Raw genomic sequence first — 16668 nt, 5'->3', positions numbered from 1 at the left:
TCGGCGACCCTTCGGAGGCGGTATGGAACGAGAGCTGAAGCTGCGGGTTTCCGTCAACGATCTCGACAAGTTGCGCCACGCACCGTTGCTCGCGCACGCGAATGGCGCCCGCGCGCGTCAACAGCTGACGAGCACGTACTTCGACACCGCCGCGCTGGCGTTTCACAAATGTGCGGCTTCCCTGCGCGTACGCGCGGTCGGCAACGAGCGGATCCAGACGTTGAAACTGGAAGGGTCGCCGCAGGCGGGCCTGTTCGACCGGGACGAATTCGAGATGCCCGTCGATGGCGACGCGCCCGATCTGACACTGCTGCGAGACAAGCTCCCCGACGACACCGACTGCGGTCGCCTCGTTCGCGACGAAGCCACCGCGCCCGATCTTCGCCCTGTATTCGTCACGCGAATCAAGCGGACCGTTTTACCGCTGCGTCTGCCGTCCGGAGACGAGGTCGAGGTTGCGCTCGACAAGGGGACGGTCGACGCGAACGCGAATTCGCTCCCGATCGCCGCGGTCGAACTGGAGCTGAAACGGGGCCGCGCTGAAAACCTGTACGGCATCGCACTGGAATTGCTCGACGTCGTGCCATTGCGTATCGATCATGAAAGCAAGGCCGATCTCGGCTACGGACTCCTCGTCGCCGAGCATCAACCGGCCGTCAAGGCGCAACCGGTGCAACTGACGCGGGATGACTCGATTGAAGACGCCTTCTGCCGGATCGTGCGCAACTGCCTGGACCAGATCCACGCGAACGAGCGCGGTGTCGAGTCCGGCCATGATCCGTCGAGCGTTCATCAGATGCGGGTGGGGCTTCGTCGGCTGCGCTCGGCGCTCGACCTGTTCGAGAAAGCGATTCCGGCGTTTCCCGGCCTCGATCACGAGCTGCGCTGGATCGCCGGCGAGCTCGGCGCCGCGCGTGACTGGGAAGTGCTTGCGGGAACGACGCTCGACCACGCCGGCACGAATGGCAACCAGGACGAGATCCGTCCCGTCCGCCACGCGTGCCAGCGTATTGCGATCACGAATCGTCAGCGCGCGGCTGCCGCGGTGCAGTCGGTTCGCTACACGCGGCTCGCGTTGCGGCTCGCGTCATGGTTGAACCGGAAGGGCTGGCGCGACGGGATGTCCGACGAACAGCGCGCGGCGCTCGTGCAGCCGGCGCGTCCGTTTGCCCGCGACGTGCTGCGTCGCCGCCACCGGAAACTGATCAAACGCGGCAAACGGCTCGCCGATCTCGACGATCACCGTCGTCACCGTGCACGCATCGCGGCCAAGAAAGTGCGGTACGCCACCGAATTTTTCGCGTCGCTGTGCAGCAAGCAAGCCGTCCGCGCGTATGTCGGCGCGCTGACCGGGCTTCAGGACGATCTGGGCTGGCGCAACGATGCCGTGGTCGCGGATCGGCTTCTGAAGGCACTCCCTCGTACATCGCCCGAAGCCGCGCCGGGCGCTGGCTTCGCTCGCGGCTTTCTCGCCGCGCGTGCCGCGTCCGATCATCAGACGCTGAAGAAGCTGTGGAGCCGCTTCAAACGGCTGTCGCCGCCACGCTGAGTCGTCGCGATGCCTGTCCGCGTGCACGATCGATTGCGTCGTGCGTTGGCGATGCGGTCGCCACGCGCGGGAACGCATCTACGATGCAGGCCGTGCTCGTGCGGCTGCGCGCCAGACGGCACGCACCGCAAAAACGCGCTAAGCGCGCACAAAACCCGCGATAATCCCGTGCTGAACCCGCGACTGCGGCGAGCCGGTCAGGCGCGCGCCGCGGACCGCTCGCTGCGGCGCGACGACCACCCGATTCGACCCACGCTCCGATGCCCGAGGATTTTCATTTCCTGTTGCTGCCCGGCTTTTCCGCGCTCGGCTTCATGTCAGCGGTCGAACCGTTGCGCGTCGCGAACCGGTTCCGCACCGAGCTGTACCGCTGGCATGTGATCAGTGCGGACGGCGCGCCCGTCGCCGCGAGCAACGGCATTCCGGTCGCGGCGGAAGCCGCATGCGCGGACGTCGAACGGGTCGAGACGGTATTCGTCGTCGCGGGATTCGATCCGCTCGTGTGCTACGACCGACCGCTCGCCGACTGGCTGCGCCGCCAGAACCGTCATGGCGCGACGCTCGGCGGCATCGACACCGGCAGCTTCGTGCTCGCAGAAGCCGGACTGTTCGACGCATCGCAAACGCTCACGCTGCACTGGGAAGCGCTGGCCGCATTCCGTGAACGCTACCCGGGCCTGAACGCGACGCAGGAGTTGTTCGAGATCGACGATCGGCGCATCACGTGCGCGGGCGGCACCGCGTCGATCGACATGATGCTCGACCTGATCGGCCGCCGGCACGGCGCGGATCTCGCGGCGGCGATCTCCGAGCAGTTCGTCGTGAGCCGCATCCGGCAGCGCTCGGATAGCCAGCGGCTCGAGATCGCCGCGCGCTACGGCGTGCACAACCGCAAGCTGATCCAGGTGATCGGTACGATGCAGCGGCACATGGAGACGCCGCTCGGCTCCGACGCGCTCGCGCAGGAGGTGTCGATCACGCGCCGCCAGCTCGAACGGCTGTTCAGCGCGACGCTGAACGACACGCCGACGCACTTCTACCTGAACCTGCGCCTCGACCGCGCACGCGAGCTGCTGCAGCAGACCGACATGAGCATCACGTCGGTGTGCGTCGCGTGCGGCTTCGAGTCGCCTTCGCATTTCTCGCGCACGTATCGCTCGCGCTTCGGCGTGAGCCCGCGCAGCGACCGGCGCGCGACGCGCTGAACGACACCCGCTCGCCCGGCGCGGATGACGATGCATCGGGCATCGCGATGCCTGACCGAAGCGCTGCGCGTGCTGCTCGCGAACCGCTACAAGCCGAAGCGGACGATCGAGTTCGTCGGGTACGAAGCCGAGGAAGCCGGCCTGCTCGCGTCGCGCGTATGCGGCCGACCTCGGCGGCGACGGCGGCGCGACGGTCAAGCACTGAGCGGCCGCGGCCGGCTCGCGCCGCAGCGCACCGGACGGGCGCGGCTCCCGTTCCGGATAGAATCGTCGTTCGTTCAATCCCGCCTCACGGTGCCCCGCCATGACCGACCTTTCCCGCTCTACCGGCGATCTCTCACCCGAGCGCGTGACGACCGCGTTCGACCTGCCCGGCCACACGACCGTGCGCTCGCTCGGCGTCGCGCAAGGCATCATCGTACGGTCGCGTTCGATCGTCGGCTCGTTCGGCGCGTCGCTGCAGACCATCTTCGGCGGCAACATCACGCTGTATACGTCGCTGTGCGAGAAAGCACGCCAGCAGGCATTCGACAAGATGCTCGCCGATGCACGCAAGCTCGGCGCAAATGCGGTCGTCGCGATGCGTTACGACTCGACCGAGATCGGCGCGGGCGTCACGGAAGTCATCTGCTACGGCACGGCCGTGCAGGTTGCGCCGAACGGCGGCATCTGATCGGCAGGCGCGCCCTCGAGCGTATCGACGGGCCGTATCCCGCCGATGTGCCGTCGGGAATTCAATTGAAAAAGGCAGCTTGAAGCGATTCGCCCGAATAAGGCTGCGACTCGCGAATGCCCGGATTAACGACGGCGATTCAATGATCGCGTTCGAGCGACGTCATGTTTCGCAACGTCGGGAACAGGCGCATCCACGTCAGCGCGACGGCGATCGTCGCCGCGCCGCCAACGACGATCGCGGCCGGCGCGCCCCACCACGCGGCCGTTACGCCCGATTCGAATTCGCCGAGCTGGTTCGACGTGCCGATGAACAGCGAGTTGACCGCGCTCACGCGGCCGAGCATGTCGTCGGGCGTGCGCAACTGCACGAGCGACAGGCGCACGACGACACTCACCACGTCCGCCGCCCCCAACGCCGCCAGCGCGACAAGCGACAGCACGAAATTGCGCGACAGCCCGAATACGATCGTCGCGATCCCGAACGCGATCACGCCGCCGAACATCGCACGGCCGGGCTTGCCCTTCAGCGGGAAGCGCGTGAGCCAAAGCGTGCCCGCGAGCGCACCGGCGGCTGGCGCGGCGCGCAGCGCGCCGAGGCCCCACGGCCCGACCTGCAGGATGTCGCGCGCATAGATGGGCAGCAGCGCGGTCGCGCCGCCGAACAACACGGCGAACAGGTCGAGCGACAGCGCACCGAGGATCGCCGGCTCGCGCCGGATGAACGCGATGCCGGAAAACACCGAACGCAGTGTGACCGGTTCGCGCGCGGGCGGCGCACTGCGCAGCGGAATCGTACCGCTCAGCAGCGCAGCGATCGCGAACGCGACGACGCTCGTGCCGAATGCGACCGGCGCGCCGACGCCGTACAGCACGCCGCCGAATGCGGGGCCGAGAATCTGCGCGGCCTGGTTCGCGGACGTCGACAGCGCGGTCGCGCGCGGCAGGTCGCCGCGCGGCACGACAGCCGGCAGCAGCGACGACACCGACGGCGATTCGAACGCGCGCGCGGTGCCGACGATCGCCGCCAGCGCATACACGCCCGGTGCCGTGAGTCCGCCTTTCGCCGCGCCGAGCAGAAACACGCCGGCGGCCAGTGCCTCGACGCTCTGGCAAATCGTCGCGATGCGGCGACGGTCGTAACGGTCCGCCACCTGGCCGACGACGAGCGTCAGCACGAACATCGGCACGAACTGCGCGAGCCCGACGAGCCCGAGCGCGAACGCGCTGTGCGTGAGCGCATACACATACCAGCCGATTGCGACCGACAGGATCTGGAACGCGAGCGACGACATCACGCGCGTGCCCCAGAAGCGCTGGAACGGTGCGTGACGGAACAGGTTGACGGGTAACGGCGCCGGCGAGGCGGATTCGGGTAACGGGGCGGTCATCGGGAGAGACGTGATCGGACGAGGCCCGCGATCGGCGAGACGCGGATGCGGCCAAAGCGCGATGATAGCGTCAACCGCCGGAACGCTGCCGGATACCCGCTCGCGCGCGGCATCGCGCCGCGCAAAAAAAAAGCGCGAACCGCGGTTCGCGCCAAAGAGAGACCTCGCTGAAGACGTAGAACGATCCGGCCGCCGTGCTCAGAACGAATGCCGCATCCCGATCCGCACATCGGCCTGCGTTTGCGTCGTCGACGGCGTAAAGCTGTAGCCGATCACCGCATCGACACCCTGCGACGCGCGCAGGTAATCGCCGGAGATGTACACGTCGGTGCGCTTCGACAGCAGGTAGTGCAGGCCGGCCGTGCCCTGGTTCCAGTGATGCCCTTCGAAGCGCGTGTGTTGGTAGCCCGCGATGAAACTGAGCGCCGGCGTGAATTGATACAGGCCGCCGCCTTCGTACACCTGCATGTGCGACGACTGGCCGAAGCCCTTGATCGTCGTGTACGAGTAGTTCGCATCGAGCGTGAGCTTGCCGATCGTGTAACTCGTGCCGATGCCGAACGTGCCCTGGCTGTCGACATCCATCGCGGTGTTCGAGAAAAGGTCGGTGCGCGCGCCCGTCGCCGGATCGACGGTCACGGTCTGCTGGCCGAGGAACGTGTGCGTGCCGATCATCGCGTAAGGATCGAACGCATAAATGCCGTTCGGGTTGTTCAGGCGCGTGTACGCGGCGCCAATCGAGAAGTCGCCCTTCGTGAAGCTCGCGCCCGCGCTCCACGCGCTGTTGCGGTGGAAGTTGCCGGCGACGTTGCCGAACGAGTACATCGCGCCGAACTTGAAGCCGTTCAGGTCGTTCGACAGGAATTTCACCGAGTTCGGCAGGCGGTCGCCGTTGAAGCGGTCGAAGTCGCCCTGGTGGATTGCGTAGCCGCTGCCCCATGCCGAGATGTTGTAGATCGACACGAGCTCGTTGGTAATGTCCAGCTGGTTGCCGAACGACAGCGTGCCCCAGTCGTTCTGCAGGCCGACATAAGCCTGACGCCCGAATTCCGCGCCGCCGAAGCCGAGCTGCCCGTTGCCGAGGTGGAAGCCGCTCTCGAGCGTAAACACCGCTTTCAGGCCGCCGCCAAGGTCCTCCGTGCCCTTCAGGCCGAAGCGGTTGCCGTACGCGATGCCGTCGTCGAACTTGACCACGTGCGAGCCGCCGGTATTGTTCACGTACGTGATGCCCGCGTCGATGATCCCGTACAGCGTCACGCTGCTCTGCGCATGACCGATGGCGGGAATACAGGCCGCGCAAGCGAGCGCGGCAGCTACGGCAACTTTCTTTTGCTTCATTGTCGACTACCCCCTGAACCGTTCGATGGAAAGAACCGTGGCTCGGCGCGCGACGCAATACGCCGGCTGATTCGAATTCGGTACATCCGCTGGCTCCGGCATTTCGTTTTCCGCAATAACGCAGCCATTGGCGAAAAATACAAACCCATATTTCAGGTCACCCGTCTGAAGGCGACACCAAATGGTCTTGATGCGACGGGTCGGGAAAACACGGAGACGGGCGGCGCGGCAAAAACCGGCCGCCCGGACGGGGATCAACGGGCGTCGAGGGCCGCGCGCACGGCGGGCAGCGCCGGTGTGCCGGACGCCGTCGTCACGCCGTCGAGCCAGCCCGCGACGAGCGCCGGGTCGGCCTTCAGCACGCGCTGCGCGGCGACCGCGGGCGACGTCTTGTTGTCGAGCATGTCGGCGATCATCCGGTTCTCGACGTCGACGGAGAAGGTCATCTGCCGGAACAGGCGTGCGAGGTTCGCGCACTGCCCGGCAAAGCCCGCGCGCGCGACCGTGTTGACCGTCGCGCCGCCGTAGTTCGGCCCGAAATACGCGTCGCCGCCCGACAGATACGTCAGATGGAACTTGGTGTTCATCAGATGCGGCTCCCACGCAAGAAACACGATCCAGCGCTTGTCGCGCACCGCGCGTTCGACCTGCGTGAGCATCCCCGTTTCGCTCGATTCGACGAGCGACCAGTTCGCGGCGCCGAGCGCATGATCGGACAACATCCGCTTGATGTTCTGGTTCGCCGGCGCGCCGGGCTCGATCCCGTAGATCTTGTCGCCGAAGCGGTCCGCGTAGCGCGCGAGATCGGCGAACGTGTGCACGCCGGCCGCCGCGACGTAGTCGGGCACCGCGAGCGTAAACTTCGCGCCGCTGAGGTTCGCGTGCAGCACGTCGATCGACTTCTCGTCGACGAACGGCTTCACGAGCGGCGCCTGCGCGGGCATCCAGTTGCCGAGGAACACGTCGACCTGCCCTTTCTTCAAGCCCTGGTATGTGATCGGCACCGACAGGTTCGCGACGTCCTGCCGGTAGCCGAGCGCCTTCAGCACGACGCCTGCCATCGCGTTCGTCGCGTCGATGTCGGTCCAGCCGGGCGCCGCCATCTTCACGTCGCGACATGTCTGCGGATCGGCGGCGCGTGCGGGCTGCTGCATCGCCAACACACACGCGGCCACGGCCAGCGCCGTGCCGAAACTGCGGTTTGCTGCATGGATTTGCCGTTTCATGGTCTGCTTCCTCCGTCGTTCGTCAATGTCCGCGATGCGGATCGTTCAGCGCCCGACGCGCGGAAAGCGCGCCATCGCTTCGAGCGTATCGAGTTCGATGTGATTGCGCATGTAGCGCTGGCTCGCATCGGTGAACGGCTGCCAGTCCCACGCGTGGATGCGGCCCTGCGTCGTCGCCGCGTAGTGGAAGCGGCGACGACGCTGGCTCGCGCGCACCCGTGCGTCGAGCTCCGGCAGGTTCCAGCGTTGCACGGCTTCCGCGCGAAATGCAGCCAGCACGTCGGCGGCTTCCGGCAAGCCGGCCAGGTTCGTACGCTCGCGCGGATCGTCGGCGAGGTTGTAGAGCTGATCGGGATCCGCCGGACAATGCACGAACTTCCAGTCGCCGCGGCGAATCATCACGATCGGTGCGATCGCCCCTTCCGCGAGATATTCGCCGAGCGCGACGTCGTGCGCGGGCGTGCCGTGCAGATGCGGAACGAGGCTCGCGCCGTCGACCGGGTCCGGCCAGCCGCCGGCCGGCGCCACGCCTGCGAGGTCGGCGAGCGTCGGCAGCAGGTCGACGTGCGACACCGGCGCGCGCACGCGTGCGGCGTCGAAGCGGCCGGGCGCATGCACGATCAGCGGCACGCGGCAGCCGCCTTCGAAGAACGTCATCTTGTACCAGAGCCCGCGCTCGCCGAGCATGTCGCCATGGTCGGACGTGACGATCACGATCGTGTCGTCGGCGAATCCGCATTGCTCGAGCGCGGCCAGCACGCTGCCGAACTGCGCGTCGACGTAGGACGTCGCGCCATAGTATGCGCGGCGCGCGGCGCGAATCTGCGCGTCCGTAGGCGGCGTGCGGTCGTTCTCGCAGACGAAGCGCAGCCGCTGCGAATGCGGGTCGCTGTCCGCAGCCGCGAGCCGCACGGCCGGCATGTCGATCTCGTCGTCGCTGTACAGATCCCAGTACTCGCGCGTAATCGCGTACGGATCGTGCGGATGCGTGAGCGACACGACCATGCAGAACGGCCGTTCGTCGTGCCCGGCCGCACGCTCGCGCGCGACGTCGTACAGCTTCTGCTTCGCCGCGAACGTCACTTCATCGTCGAAGTCGAGCTGATTCGTGCGCACGCACGGGCCGGCCTCGAGCACCGAGCTCATGTTGTGATACCAGCTTGGCCGCTCGGCCGGATGGTCCCAGTCGGGCACCCAGCCGAAGTCGGCCGGATAGATGTCGGTCGTGAGCCGCTCCTCGAAGCCGTGCAGTTGGTCCGGGCCGCAGAAGTGCATCTTGCCGGACAGCATCGTCCGATAGCCGCCGGCGCGCAGGTAGTGTGCGAAGGTCAGCGTTTGCGCGGGCAATTCGGCGGCGTTATCGTAGGCGCCGATACCCGACGGCAGCTTGCCGGTCAGCAGCGAGAAACGCGACGGCGCGCACAGCGGGCTCGCGCAGTAGGCGGCGTCGAACACCACGCCTTGCGTCGCGAGGCGGTCGAGCGTCGGCGTGCGCGCGACGCGGTTGCCGTATGCCGGCAGCGCGAACGGCGTCAGCTGGTCGGCCATCAGGATCAGAATGTTGGGAGTCGGGTTCGTCATCGCGGTCGTGGAGAAATCGGTGTTCGAACGGAGCGGCGCGGCGCTTCGGCGGCGCCGCAACCGGCATGACGGACGCGGCGTGCAGAAAGTGCCGCGCGCACGTTCCGCGACTGGCAGAATCGCGGAAAGGCGGCACCACCATCGTGCCGTCCGATGCACTATCGCCCGCCCGAATTCGTGCGGGAAGGCGTCCGGCCCTTATGGGGCCATTAGAGAGACTTATGTCGAAACCCGAAGCGTTACCGTCGATGCAGGCGCTGCGCGCGTTCGAATCGGCTGCGCGCCTGCAGAGCTTCACCGCCGCCGCCCGCGAGCTCGGCTCCACGCAGCCGGCCGTGAGCCAGCAGGTGTTCCAGCTCGAGGCGGAGCTCGGCGTGCCGCTGTTCGAGCGCAGCCCGCGCGGTGTCACGCTGACGAGCGACGGCCAATGCCTGTACGAAGCGGTGCGGGTAAGCCTCGACACGCTGCGCGGCGCCACCGCGACGCTGCGCGCGCGCCGCGAGCAAGGCACGCTGACGATCGTCACGGATTTCGGCTTCGCGACCTACTGGCTGATGCCGCGCCTCGCGGGCCTGAAGCGCGTGATGCCGGATGTGGACGTGCGGGTCGTCACATCGCAGGATTACGACGCGCAGCGCGACCACGCGGACATCGCGATCCTGTTCGGCGACGGTCACTGGCCGTCATGCACGGCAGCACGCCTCTTTCCCGAATCGGTCACGCCCGTGTGCTCCCCTACGTTCCGCGACGCGCATCCGCACGTCGCACGGCCCGACGATCTGCACGCGCTGCCGCTGCTGCACGTGCAGCCGACGCGCCCCGAGCGCTGGCTGTCGTGGGCGGCCTGGTTCGACGCGCACGGCCTCGACGCGGCGGCCGCCGCGCGCGGTGTGACGTTCAACAGCTATGCGCTGGTGATCCATGCGGCGCTGCTCGGCGAGGGTGTCGCGCTCGGCTGGTCGCCGCTCGTCGACGAGCTCGTCGCATCCGGGCAGCTCCTGAAGCTCGTCGATGCACCCGTCGTCACGTCGCGCGGCTACTTTCTCGTGCGGCCGCCGCAGCGGCCCGAGCCGGACGCGACACACGTGTTCCGGCGCTGGTTGCTCGACGCGTGCGCGTCGGTGTAACGCGCCGTTCCGCCGCAAGCGCGAACGCGCGCGCCATCGCGGCGCGACCGGCGCGCTGACGCGCCGCGCGAGCCCCATCGCGCTGGCGCGCCGATACCAGCCACACGGCGCGTTGGTTCTATCCGCGCCCATATCGTCCTGATTTACTTGAGGCTCCCGCGGCCCGTGCCGTGCGGCGCCATGGTGCGCCGCCGCATCGGTCCGCGCCCCATGACATCCGAGGAATCTCATGACCGCCGACTCACGCCCCGATCAATTCGTCCTGACGCTGTCGTGCCCGAGCGCGGCCGGCCAGGTCGCCGCCGTCGTCGGCTTTCTCGAGCGCCATCGCTGCTACGTCGATGCGCTGAACGTGTTCGACGACGATCTCAGCAACCATTTCTTCGTGCGCTGCGTGTTTCATCCGACGGACGAAACATTGCAGATCGACGCGCTGCGCCAGGAGTTCGGGCCGATCGCGGCTGCGCTGGCCGGCGGCGCAGGCGACACGCAATGGGCGATTCACGACGTGAACGCGCGTCCGAAGGTGCTCATCATGGTGTCGAAGCTCGAGCATTGCCTCGCGGACTTGCTGTTCCGCTGGCGGATGGGCGAGCTGAAGATGGACATCGTCGGGATCGTGTCGAATCATCCGGACTTCGAACCGCTCGCTGCGCAGCACGGGCTGCCGTTCCGCCATTTCCCGATCACGGCCGACACGAAGGCCCAGCAGGAAGCGCAGTGGCTCGACTTCTTCGAATCGAGCGGCGCCGAGCTCGTGATCCTTGCGCGCTACATGCAGGTGCTGTCGCAGGAAACCAGCGCGAAGCTCGCGAACCGGGCGATCAACATCCATCACTCGTTCCTGCCGGGCTTCAAGGGCGCGAAGCCGTATCATCAGGCGCATGCGCGCGGCGTCAAGCTGATCGGCGCGACCGCGCACTTCGTGACCGACGATCTCGACGAAGGCCCGATCATCGAGCAGGTGGTCGAGCGCGTCGACCATGCGCTGCGGCCCGAGCAACTGCTGGCGGTCGGACGCGACGTAGAATGCATCACGCTCGCGCGCGCGGTGAAGGCATTCATCGAGCGCCGTGTGTTCCTGAACGGCGACCGCACCGTGGTGTTTCCGTAAGCGCCCGCGTTCGGCGGAACGCGAACAAAAAAAGGCCGGCAATCAGCCGGCCGTTTTTTTGTGCAGTCGTTGGCCGCTTCGCGCGACGGCCCGGGTGCGGTATCCGGGTGGCCGCGCGAAGCGTCGTCCGCGTGCTTCTATTTCACCCACGCGAAGTAGTACGACAGCCAGATCGTGAGCGCCGCGCCGACCAGCGCCGCGTACGGCATCAGGTTCAGCCACATCGCGCGCTTCGGCACTTCGAGTTCCATGTCGCGCTGCATCTGAGCGGGGAAGCGGCCGCGATCCTGCCAGTAGTGGCGATACAGGAATACCGGCACGATCAACAGCATCGCGATCAGCCCGTTGCGCAGCGTGCCTTCGCCCTGCAGGTTCGCGCCCGCGCCGACATAAACGAGGTTCGCGTAGCCGCAGATCGAACCGGCGACGAGCAGCCACGTCGGGCAGCGGAACGGCCGCTCCCAGTTGCCGCGATCCATCCGGTGGATCCAGCCCGACTGCAGGTTCAGGAATACGAACAGCATGTAGCAGACGTTCGAGATCGACAGCACCGTCATGTAGTCCGACATCATCAGCAACACGAGGTTGAAGCCGAGATCGGTCCACATCGCGCGCGTCGGCGAGCCGTGCTCGTTCACGTGCGACAGGTACTTCGGCAGCCAGCCGTCGACCGATGCCTGATACAACGTGCGCGACGAGCCCATCATCGACGTCATCACGATCAGCAGGATCGACAGCATCAGCATCACGACGACAGCGTTCGCGACCCATGCGCCGCCGCCGACGATTTTCGCCATCGCGGCCGCAACGCCGGTGCCGTCGCCGATCGCCGGATCGAGCATCGCCTGCGTGCCGAGCGCCCCCTGGAATGCCATCGGCACCAGCGTCATCACGACCAGACACAGCGCACCGGACCAGAAGATCGCCTTCGCGGTGTCGCGTCGCGGATCGCGGAATTCGCGCGTGTAGCAGACGGCCGTCTCGAAGCCATACGACGCCCAGCCGGCCATGAACATCGCGCCGAGCGCCATCGTGACGCCCTGCCCGTTCCACGAGCCGAACGTCGCGGCCGTCACGTTGCCTTGGGCATCGTGACCGAGCGGCAGCAGCGGCAGCAGATTCGACATCGGCACGTCGCCGGTGACGAACGGCACGATGCCGACGATCAGGAGCGGTGTCAGCGATGCAATGCCGAGAATGCGCTGCGTGCGCGCTGCCTTCGACGCGCCACTGTGCTGAAGCTTGAACGTGATGAGAAGCAGAATCGTCGCGACGATGAACGTCGCGTTGATTCGCAGCGACAGACCTGGCTTGATGAAACCGAGATCCGCCACCCTGAACTGCCAGTGCAGCACCGCCGCATTGGCGGGAAAGAGACTCGTGAGTGCGTAGCTCGCCGCGAGGCCGCAGCCGAGCGCGAGCATCGGCGACCATGCGAGCCAGTTGCACCACACGGAAACCGGGGCAATCAGCTTGCTGTAACGGACCCAGCCGATCGCGCCATACACCGACGCGCCGCCCGATTTATGGGGAAATAGCCCCGATATTTCCGCATAAGTCGCGCTTTGAATCAGCCCCATCGTGATCGCGGCGATCCAGATCGCCCACGCGGGCTGGCCGATCGTCGTGCATACGCCGCCGATCGTGAACAGCACGCCTGCCGGCACACCGCTCGTTACCCAAAAAGCGTCTTTCCAGGTCAGGCCACGATGCAGCGTGTGGCCCGTCGAATCATGTGAGATGGTTGCCTCAACGTCACTGGTGCGATTCGCACGCAGTCCTGCCTGACTCATCCAATTCCTCCTCTCGTTCAGCGTCAGCGCTACAGCGCTCACTCTGGTCCGATACAAAGCAGATGACTCCGCACAAGGGCGCTAGTGTAACAACTTACGCGCATTTTTGCAGAATCAGCAAAAGAAAACCGGGATCTGGCTGCATGAATTCACGATTGTTTCGGATTCCTGCATGCCATTCCCGGCGTGTTGTTGTGTTGATTCTCGCGACGAATCGCCGCGGTGTTACTGCGCGCCTTCAGTCCACGAATTCACGCGGTCCGCATGCGCGGCAATCCATGCATCCGCTGCCGCTTCCGGCTTCGAGCCGTTCTGGATCGCCAGCATCACGCTGTCGATTTCACCCGGCTTCCACTGGAACTTCTTCAGGAACGCAACGACCGGCTTCGCCTTCGTTTCGAGCTGCGGATTGACGACGCTGTCGACGTGCTCCGCACCGCCGAATACCTTCTTCGGATCGTCGAGGAAGCGCAGCTTCCACTTCGCGAACATCCAGTGCGGCGCCCACCCGGTCACGATGACCGGCTTGTTCGCGCCCACCGAGCGCGACAGCTCGGCTGTCATCGCACTGCCCGAGCTCGGCATCAGCGTGTAGCTCAGCCCGTAGTTCTTGATCGCCTCGTCGGTCTTGCGCATCACGCCGGCACCGGCGTCGATGCCGACGATCCGGCCGCCGAAGCTGCTTTTCTCGGCGTTCAGATCCTCGATGCTCTTCGCCTTCACGTAGTCGGGAACGATCAGGCCGATCTTCGCGTCCGGAAAGTTTGCGCCGACGTCGACGACCTTGCTCTTGTATTCGCTCCAGTACGAGCCGTGCGTGACCGGCAGCCATGCCGACAGCGTCGCGTCGAGGTCGCCGCGCGCGACGCCCTGCCACATGATCCCGGCAGCCACCGGCACGAGCTGGACCTGGTAACCGAGCTTCTTCTCGATCACGCGGGCCGCGACGTTCGACGTCGCGACGCTGTCGTCCCACCCTTCGACGTAACCGATTTTCAGCGTCGGTTTCGTATCGGCAAGCGCGGACGCGCTCAGTGCCACCATCGCCGACAGGGCACCACTCCATAGCATTTTTCCGAACAGTTTCATGGTCGATCTCCTTGATATGCGCACACCGCGCGATGTCTCTCTAGGTTCTTCAACCACAAATCCGCGGTATCGTTCTTTTCCGACGGATGCTTGTCCGAACGCGACGCGTCCGGACAGCCGGTGGCCTGCTGGACTACTTGTCGATCACCAGATCCGACAGCGGCTTGCTGCAGCACAGCAGCACCATCCCCTGATCGATCTCGCGCTGGCGGATACCGCCGTTGTGCTTCATCTCGACCTGCCCCGACACGAGCTTCACCTTGCAGGTGCCGCACATGCCCTGCGTGCACGATGCCGGCAGCCGCACGCCAGACTGGCGCGCCGCGTCGAGCACGTGCTGCTCGGAGCCGCAGGAAATTTCGCGGTTGCTCTTCGCGAAGCTGACCGTGTACTGCTTCGTCGCGACGTCGTCGCCGCCGGCAGCCGGCACGAGTTCGGCGAGCACCTCGTCGCTCGCCGTCTGCGCGAGCGTTTCGAACGAGAAGCTTTCCTCGTGATAACGCTTGCGGTCGAACCCGGCTTCGTCGAGCAGGTCGCGCACCGCCTTCATGTATGGCGCCGGGCCGCACGTGAAGATCTCGCGCTCCATGAAATCCGGTGCGATCAGCTTCAGCAGCGGCAGCGTCAGGAAGCCCGTGACACCCGGCCAGTTCGTGCGCGCGCCGACGCGCTCGACGACGAACGACGTGCGGAAGTTCGCGTGATTCGACGCGATCAGGTCGAGCTCGCGCGCGAAGATGATGTCGTCCGGCGTGCGGGCGCTGTGCACGAACAGGATGTCGCGGTCTTCGGCGAGATCGTGGTGCGCACGGCTCATCGACATCAGCGGCGTGACACCCGAGCCTGCCGACAGGAACAGGTACTTGCGCGCCGGATGCCGAGCGCACGTGAATTCGCCGGCCGGGCCGAGCACGCGAACCGACGCGCCCGGCTGCAGGTTGTCGTGCAGCCAGTTCGATACCTTGCCGCCCGGCACGCGCTTCACCGTGATCGAGATCGTGTGCGGCCGTGCCGGCGACGACGAGATCGTGTAGCACCGGTTGATCGTCTCGCCGTCGATGTCGAGCTCGAGCGTGATGAACTGCCCGGGCTCGAAGGAGAACGCGCGGCCTTGCGGCGAACGGAAGAAGAAGCTCTTCACGTCGTGGGTTTCCTGCCGGACGTGGCAGCACAGCAGCGTTTCCTCGACGTCGCTCGTCCAGCGCTCGGGAAGCGCGTTCCAGAACGCCGGGTGGGTGACCCGGCTGTCCGCCGGCTCGAAATTGGCCGCATCTCGCATCATGTGTAGCTCCGCTTCAGTGCTGGGTAGTGCCGGGTACTACGCGCCGGTTTGTGCGGCGAGCCGGCCGATGTACCAGGCCGAGAATTTTTCGACGAGACCTTCCGTGTACGGCGAATACGGGCCCGGTTCGTACGCGCTGCTGGTCGCGCCGCGCTGCGAGAATTCGACGAGCGCGCGATCCTGGTCGTTGGTCGCGTTCCACACGGCCGTCAGGTTCTTCACGTCGTAGTCGATGCCTTCCTTCGCGTCCTTGTGCACGAGCCACTTGGTGCGCACGAGCGTCTTGCCCGCCGACAGCGGAATCACCGAGAACGTCACGATGTGATCGCTCATGAAGTGGTGCCACGAGTTGGGCTGCGTCCAGAACGACAGGCCGCCGAGGTCGGCCTGATCGAACTTGCCGAGCAGCTTCTTCGACGCAACCTTCGCGTCGAGCGTCTGCGATTCGCCGCTGCGATCGAGCGGCAGGCGCTGCGTACGGAAGCCCGTCACGTCGAGCAGCTTTTCGATTTCGGCGGACGGCAGGCCCATCTCGGCCCACTCCTTGCCGCGGCGCACGCACGTTTCAGCGAACGCGTCCATGCCTTCGGCGTTCGCTTCGGAGCGCTGATAGCCGAAGCCGTATTCATACAGCGAGATCGTCAGCTCCGGATGGTTCGCGACGCAGTGATAGCACTCGCGGTTGTTCTCCATCGTGAGCTTCCAGTTGCCTTCCTCGATGATGTCGACCTGCGCGGCGATCTTCGTGTTCGGCAGATCGTGCGGCAGCAGATACGGCTCCATCTCGGCGCGCAGTTGCGCAAAGTCGGCCGGCGGTTCTTCCGCGAGGCACACGAAGATCAGGCCCGCGAGATTCTGCACGTGCACCGACTTCAGGCTGTGCTTGCAGCGGTCGAACTGCTCGCCCATGTGCTCGGCGAACATCAGCTGGCCCGTCAGGTTGTAGGTCCAGCTGTGGTACGGGCACACGATGTTGCCGACCGAGCCCTTGTCTTCGTTGCACAGGCGCGCGCCGCGGTGGCGGCACACGTTGTGGAACGCGCGGATTTCCATGTCGTCGTCGCGCACGATCAGGATCGAGTCGCTGCCCAGTTCGACGGTCACGTAGTCGCCCGGCTCCGGAATGTCCGGTTCAACCGCGACCTGGATCCAGTGCTGGCGGAAAATCGCCTCCATGTCGAGGGCGAAAATCTCCTCGCTCGTGTAGAACGGCGCCTCGAGGCTGTAGCCTGCCTTGCGGCGTTCGATCAGTGCACGAATGTCTGCCGATACTTTCATCGTTTGCTCCGGATTCCTTGCAT

General features: G+C 66.0%; 13 protein-coding genes and 1 pseudogene. 6 read left to right on the top strand and 8 right to left on the bottom strand.

Translation table 11 applies throughout. The annotated features are described in order from the left end of the window. Window positions 1–22 precede the first annotated feature (22 nt). From KDW55_RS13935 to KDW55_RS13920, 4 genes and pseudogenes are all read left to right on the top strand, one after another. On the top strand, window positions 23–1549 hold the full coding sequence (locus KDW55_RS13935; protein ID WP_040140790.1) for a CYTH and CHAD domain-containing protein: 1527 nt from the start codon (window positions 23–25) through the stop codon (window positions 1547–1549). 260 nt (window positions 1550–1809) lie between these two features. Continuing rightward, window positions 1810–2754 carry a GlxA family transcriptional regulator gene (locus tag KDW55_RS13930; protein WP_040140792.1) on the top strand — a complete coding sequence of 315 codons (945 nt, stop codon included), beginning with the start codon at window positions 1810–1812 and terminating at the stop codon, window positions 2752–2754. A 5-nt stretch (window positions 2755–2759) separates the two neighbouring features. Next, window positions 2760–2910 (top strand): annotated as a pseudogene (locus KDW55_RS13925) (M20/M25/M40 family metallo-hydrolase); the annotation flags it as partial. Between the two features lie 148 nt (window positions 2911–3058). Continuing rightward, window positions 3059–3427 carry a YbjQ family protein gene (locus KDW55_RS13920; protein WP_040140794.1) on the top strand — a complete coding sequence of 123 codons (369 nt, stop codon included), beginning with the start codon at window positions 3059–3061 and terminating at the stop codon, window positions 3425–3427. Between the two features lie 139 nt (window positions 3428–3566). Here the strand turns inward: KDW55_RS13920 and KDW55_RS13915 are convergent, their stop codons facing one another. The 4 genes from KDW55_RS13915 to betC all read right to left on the bottom strand — a co-directional run bounded on the left by KDW55_RS13915 (window position 3567) and on the right by betC (window position 8962). Further along, window positions 3567–4817, bottom strand: coding sequence for an MFS transporter (locus tag KDW55_RS13915; RefSeq protein WP_059544511.1), 1251 nt, complete (start codon window positions 4815–4817; stop codon window positions 3567–3569). A 198-nt stretch (window positions 4818–5015) separates the two neighbouring features. Further along, on the bottom strand, window positions 5016–6155 hold the full coding sequence (locus KDW55_RS13910; RefSeq protein WP_040140797.1) for a porin: 1140 nt from the start codon (window positions 6153–6155) through the stop codon (window positions 5016–5018). 254 nt (window positions 6156–6409) lie between these two features. After that, entirely contained in the window at window positions 6410–7381 is a 972-nt protein-coding gene (gene choX, locus KDW55_RS13905; protein WP_040140798.1) for a choline ABC transporter substrate-binding protein, read from the bottom strand. A 45-nt stretch (window positions 7382–7426) separates the two neighbouring features. Next, window positions 7427–8962, bottom strand: coding sequence for a choline-sulfatase (betC, locus tag KDW55_RS13900; RefSeq protein WP_059544514.1), 1536 nt, complete (start codon window positions 8960–8962; stop codon window positions 7427–7429). Between the two features lie 200 nt (window positions 8963–9162). Between betC and KDW55_RS13895 the strand changes: the two genes are divergently transcribed. Continuing rightward, window positions 9163–10089 (top strand): LysR family transcriptional regulator, encoded by a 927-nt coding sequence (locus tag KDW55_RS13895; protein WP_209821920.1) that lies wholly within the window; start codon window positions 9163–9165, stop codon window positions 10087–10089. Between the two features lie 229 nt (window positions 10090–10318). Further along, on the top strand, window positions 10319–11203 hold the full coding sequence (purU, locus tag KDW55_RS13890) for a formyltetrahydrofolate deformylase (protein ID WP_040140800.1): 885 nt from the start codon (window positions 10319–10321) through the stop codon (window positions 11201–11203). Between the two features lie 137 nt (window positions 11204–11340). On the opposite strand, the gene KDW55_RS13885 is transcribed toward purU, so the two are convergent. The 4 genes from KDW55_RS13885 to KDW55_RS13870 all read right to left on the bottom strand — a co-directional run bounded on the left by KDW55_RS13885 (window position 11341) and on the right by KDW55_RS13870 (window position 16645). Beyond that, window positions 11341–12996, bottom strand: coding sequence for an APC family permease (locus KDW55_RS13885; protein WP_069243287.1), 1656 nt, complete (start codon window positions 12994–12996; stop codon window positions 11341–11343). Between the two features lie 225 nt (window positions 12997–13221). Further along, window positions 13222–14085, bottom strand: coding sequence for a glycine betaine ABC transporter substrate-binding protein (locus KDW55_RS13880; RefSeq protein ID WP_040140802.1), 864 nt, complete (start codon window positions 14083–14085; stop codon window positions 13222–13224). Between the two features lie 133 nt (window positions 14086–14218). Further along, window positions 14219–15367: a hybrid-cluster NAD(P)-dependent oxidoreductase gene (locus KDW55_RS13875; RefSeq protein WP_040140803.1), complete on the bottom strand. Its 1149-nt coding sequence runs from the start codon at window positions 15365–15367 to the stop codon at window positions 14219–14221. A 36-nt stretch (window positions 15368–15403) separates the two neighbouring features. Then, window positions 15404–16645 carry an aromatic ring-hydroxylating dioxygenase subunit alpha gene (locus tag KDW55_RS13870; RefSeq protein ID WP_040138598.1) on the bottom strand — a complete coding sequence of 414 codons (1242 nt, stop codon included), beginning with the start codon at window positions 16643–16645 and terminating at the stop codon, window positions 15404–15406. Window positions 16646–16668 lie beyond the last annotated feature (23 nt).

The organism is Burkholderia sp. AU19243, assembly GCF_018148075.1.
In the GTDB taxonomy this organism is placed as follows: Bacteria; Pseudomonadota; Gammaproteobacteria; order Burkholderiales; family Burkholderiaceae; genus Burkholderia; species Burkholderia latens_A.
Note: the sequence above shows the minus strand (reverse complement) of the source record. Positions and strands in the feature narration are given on the sequence as shown.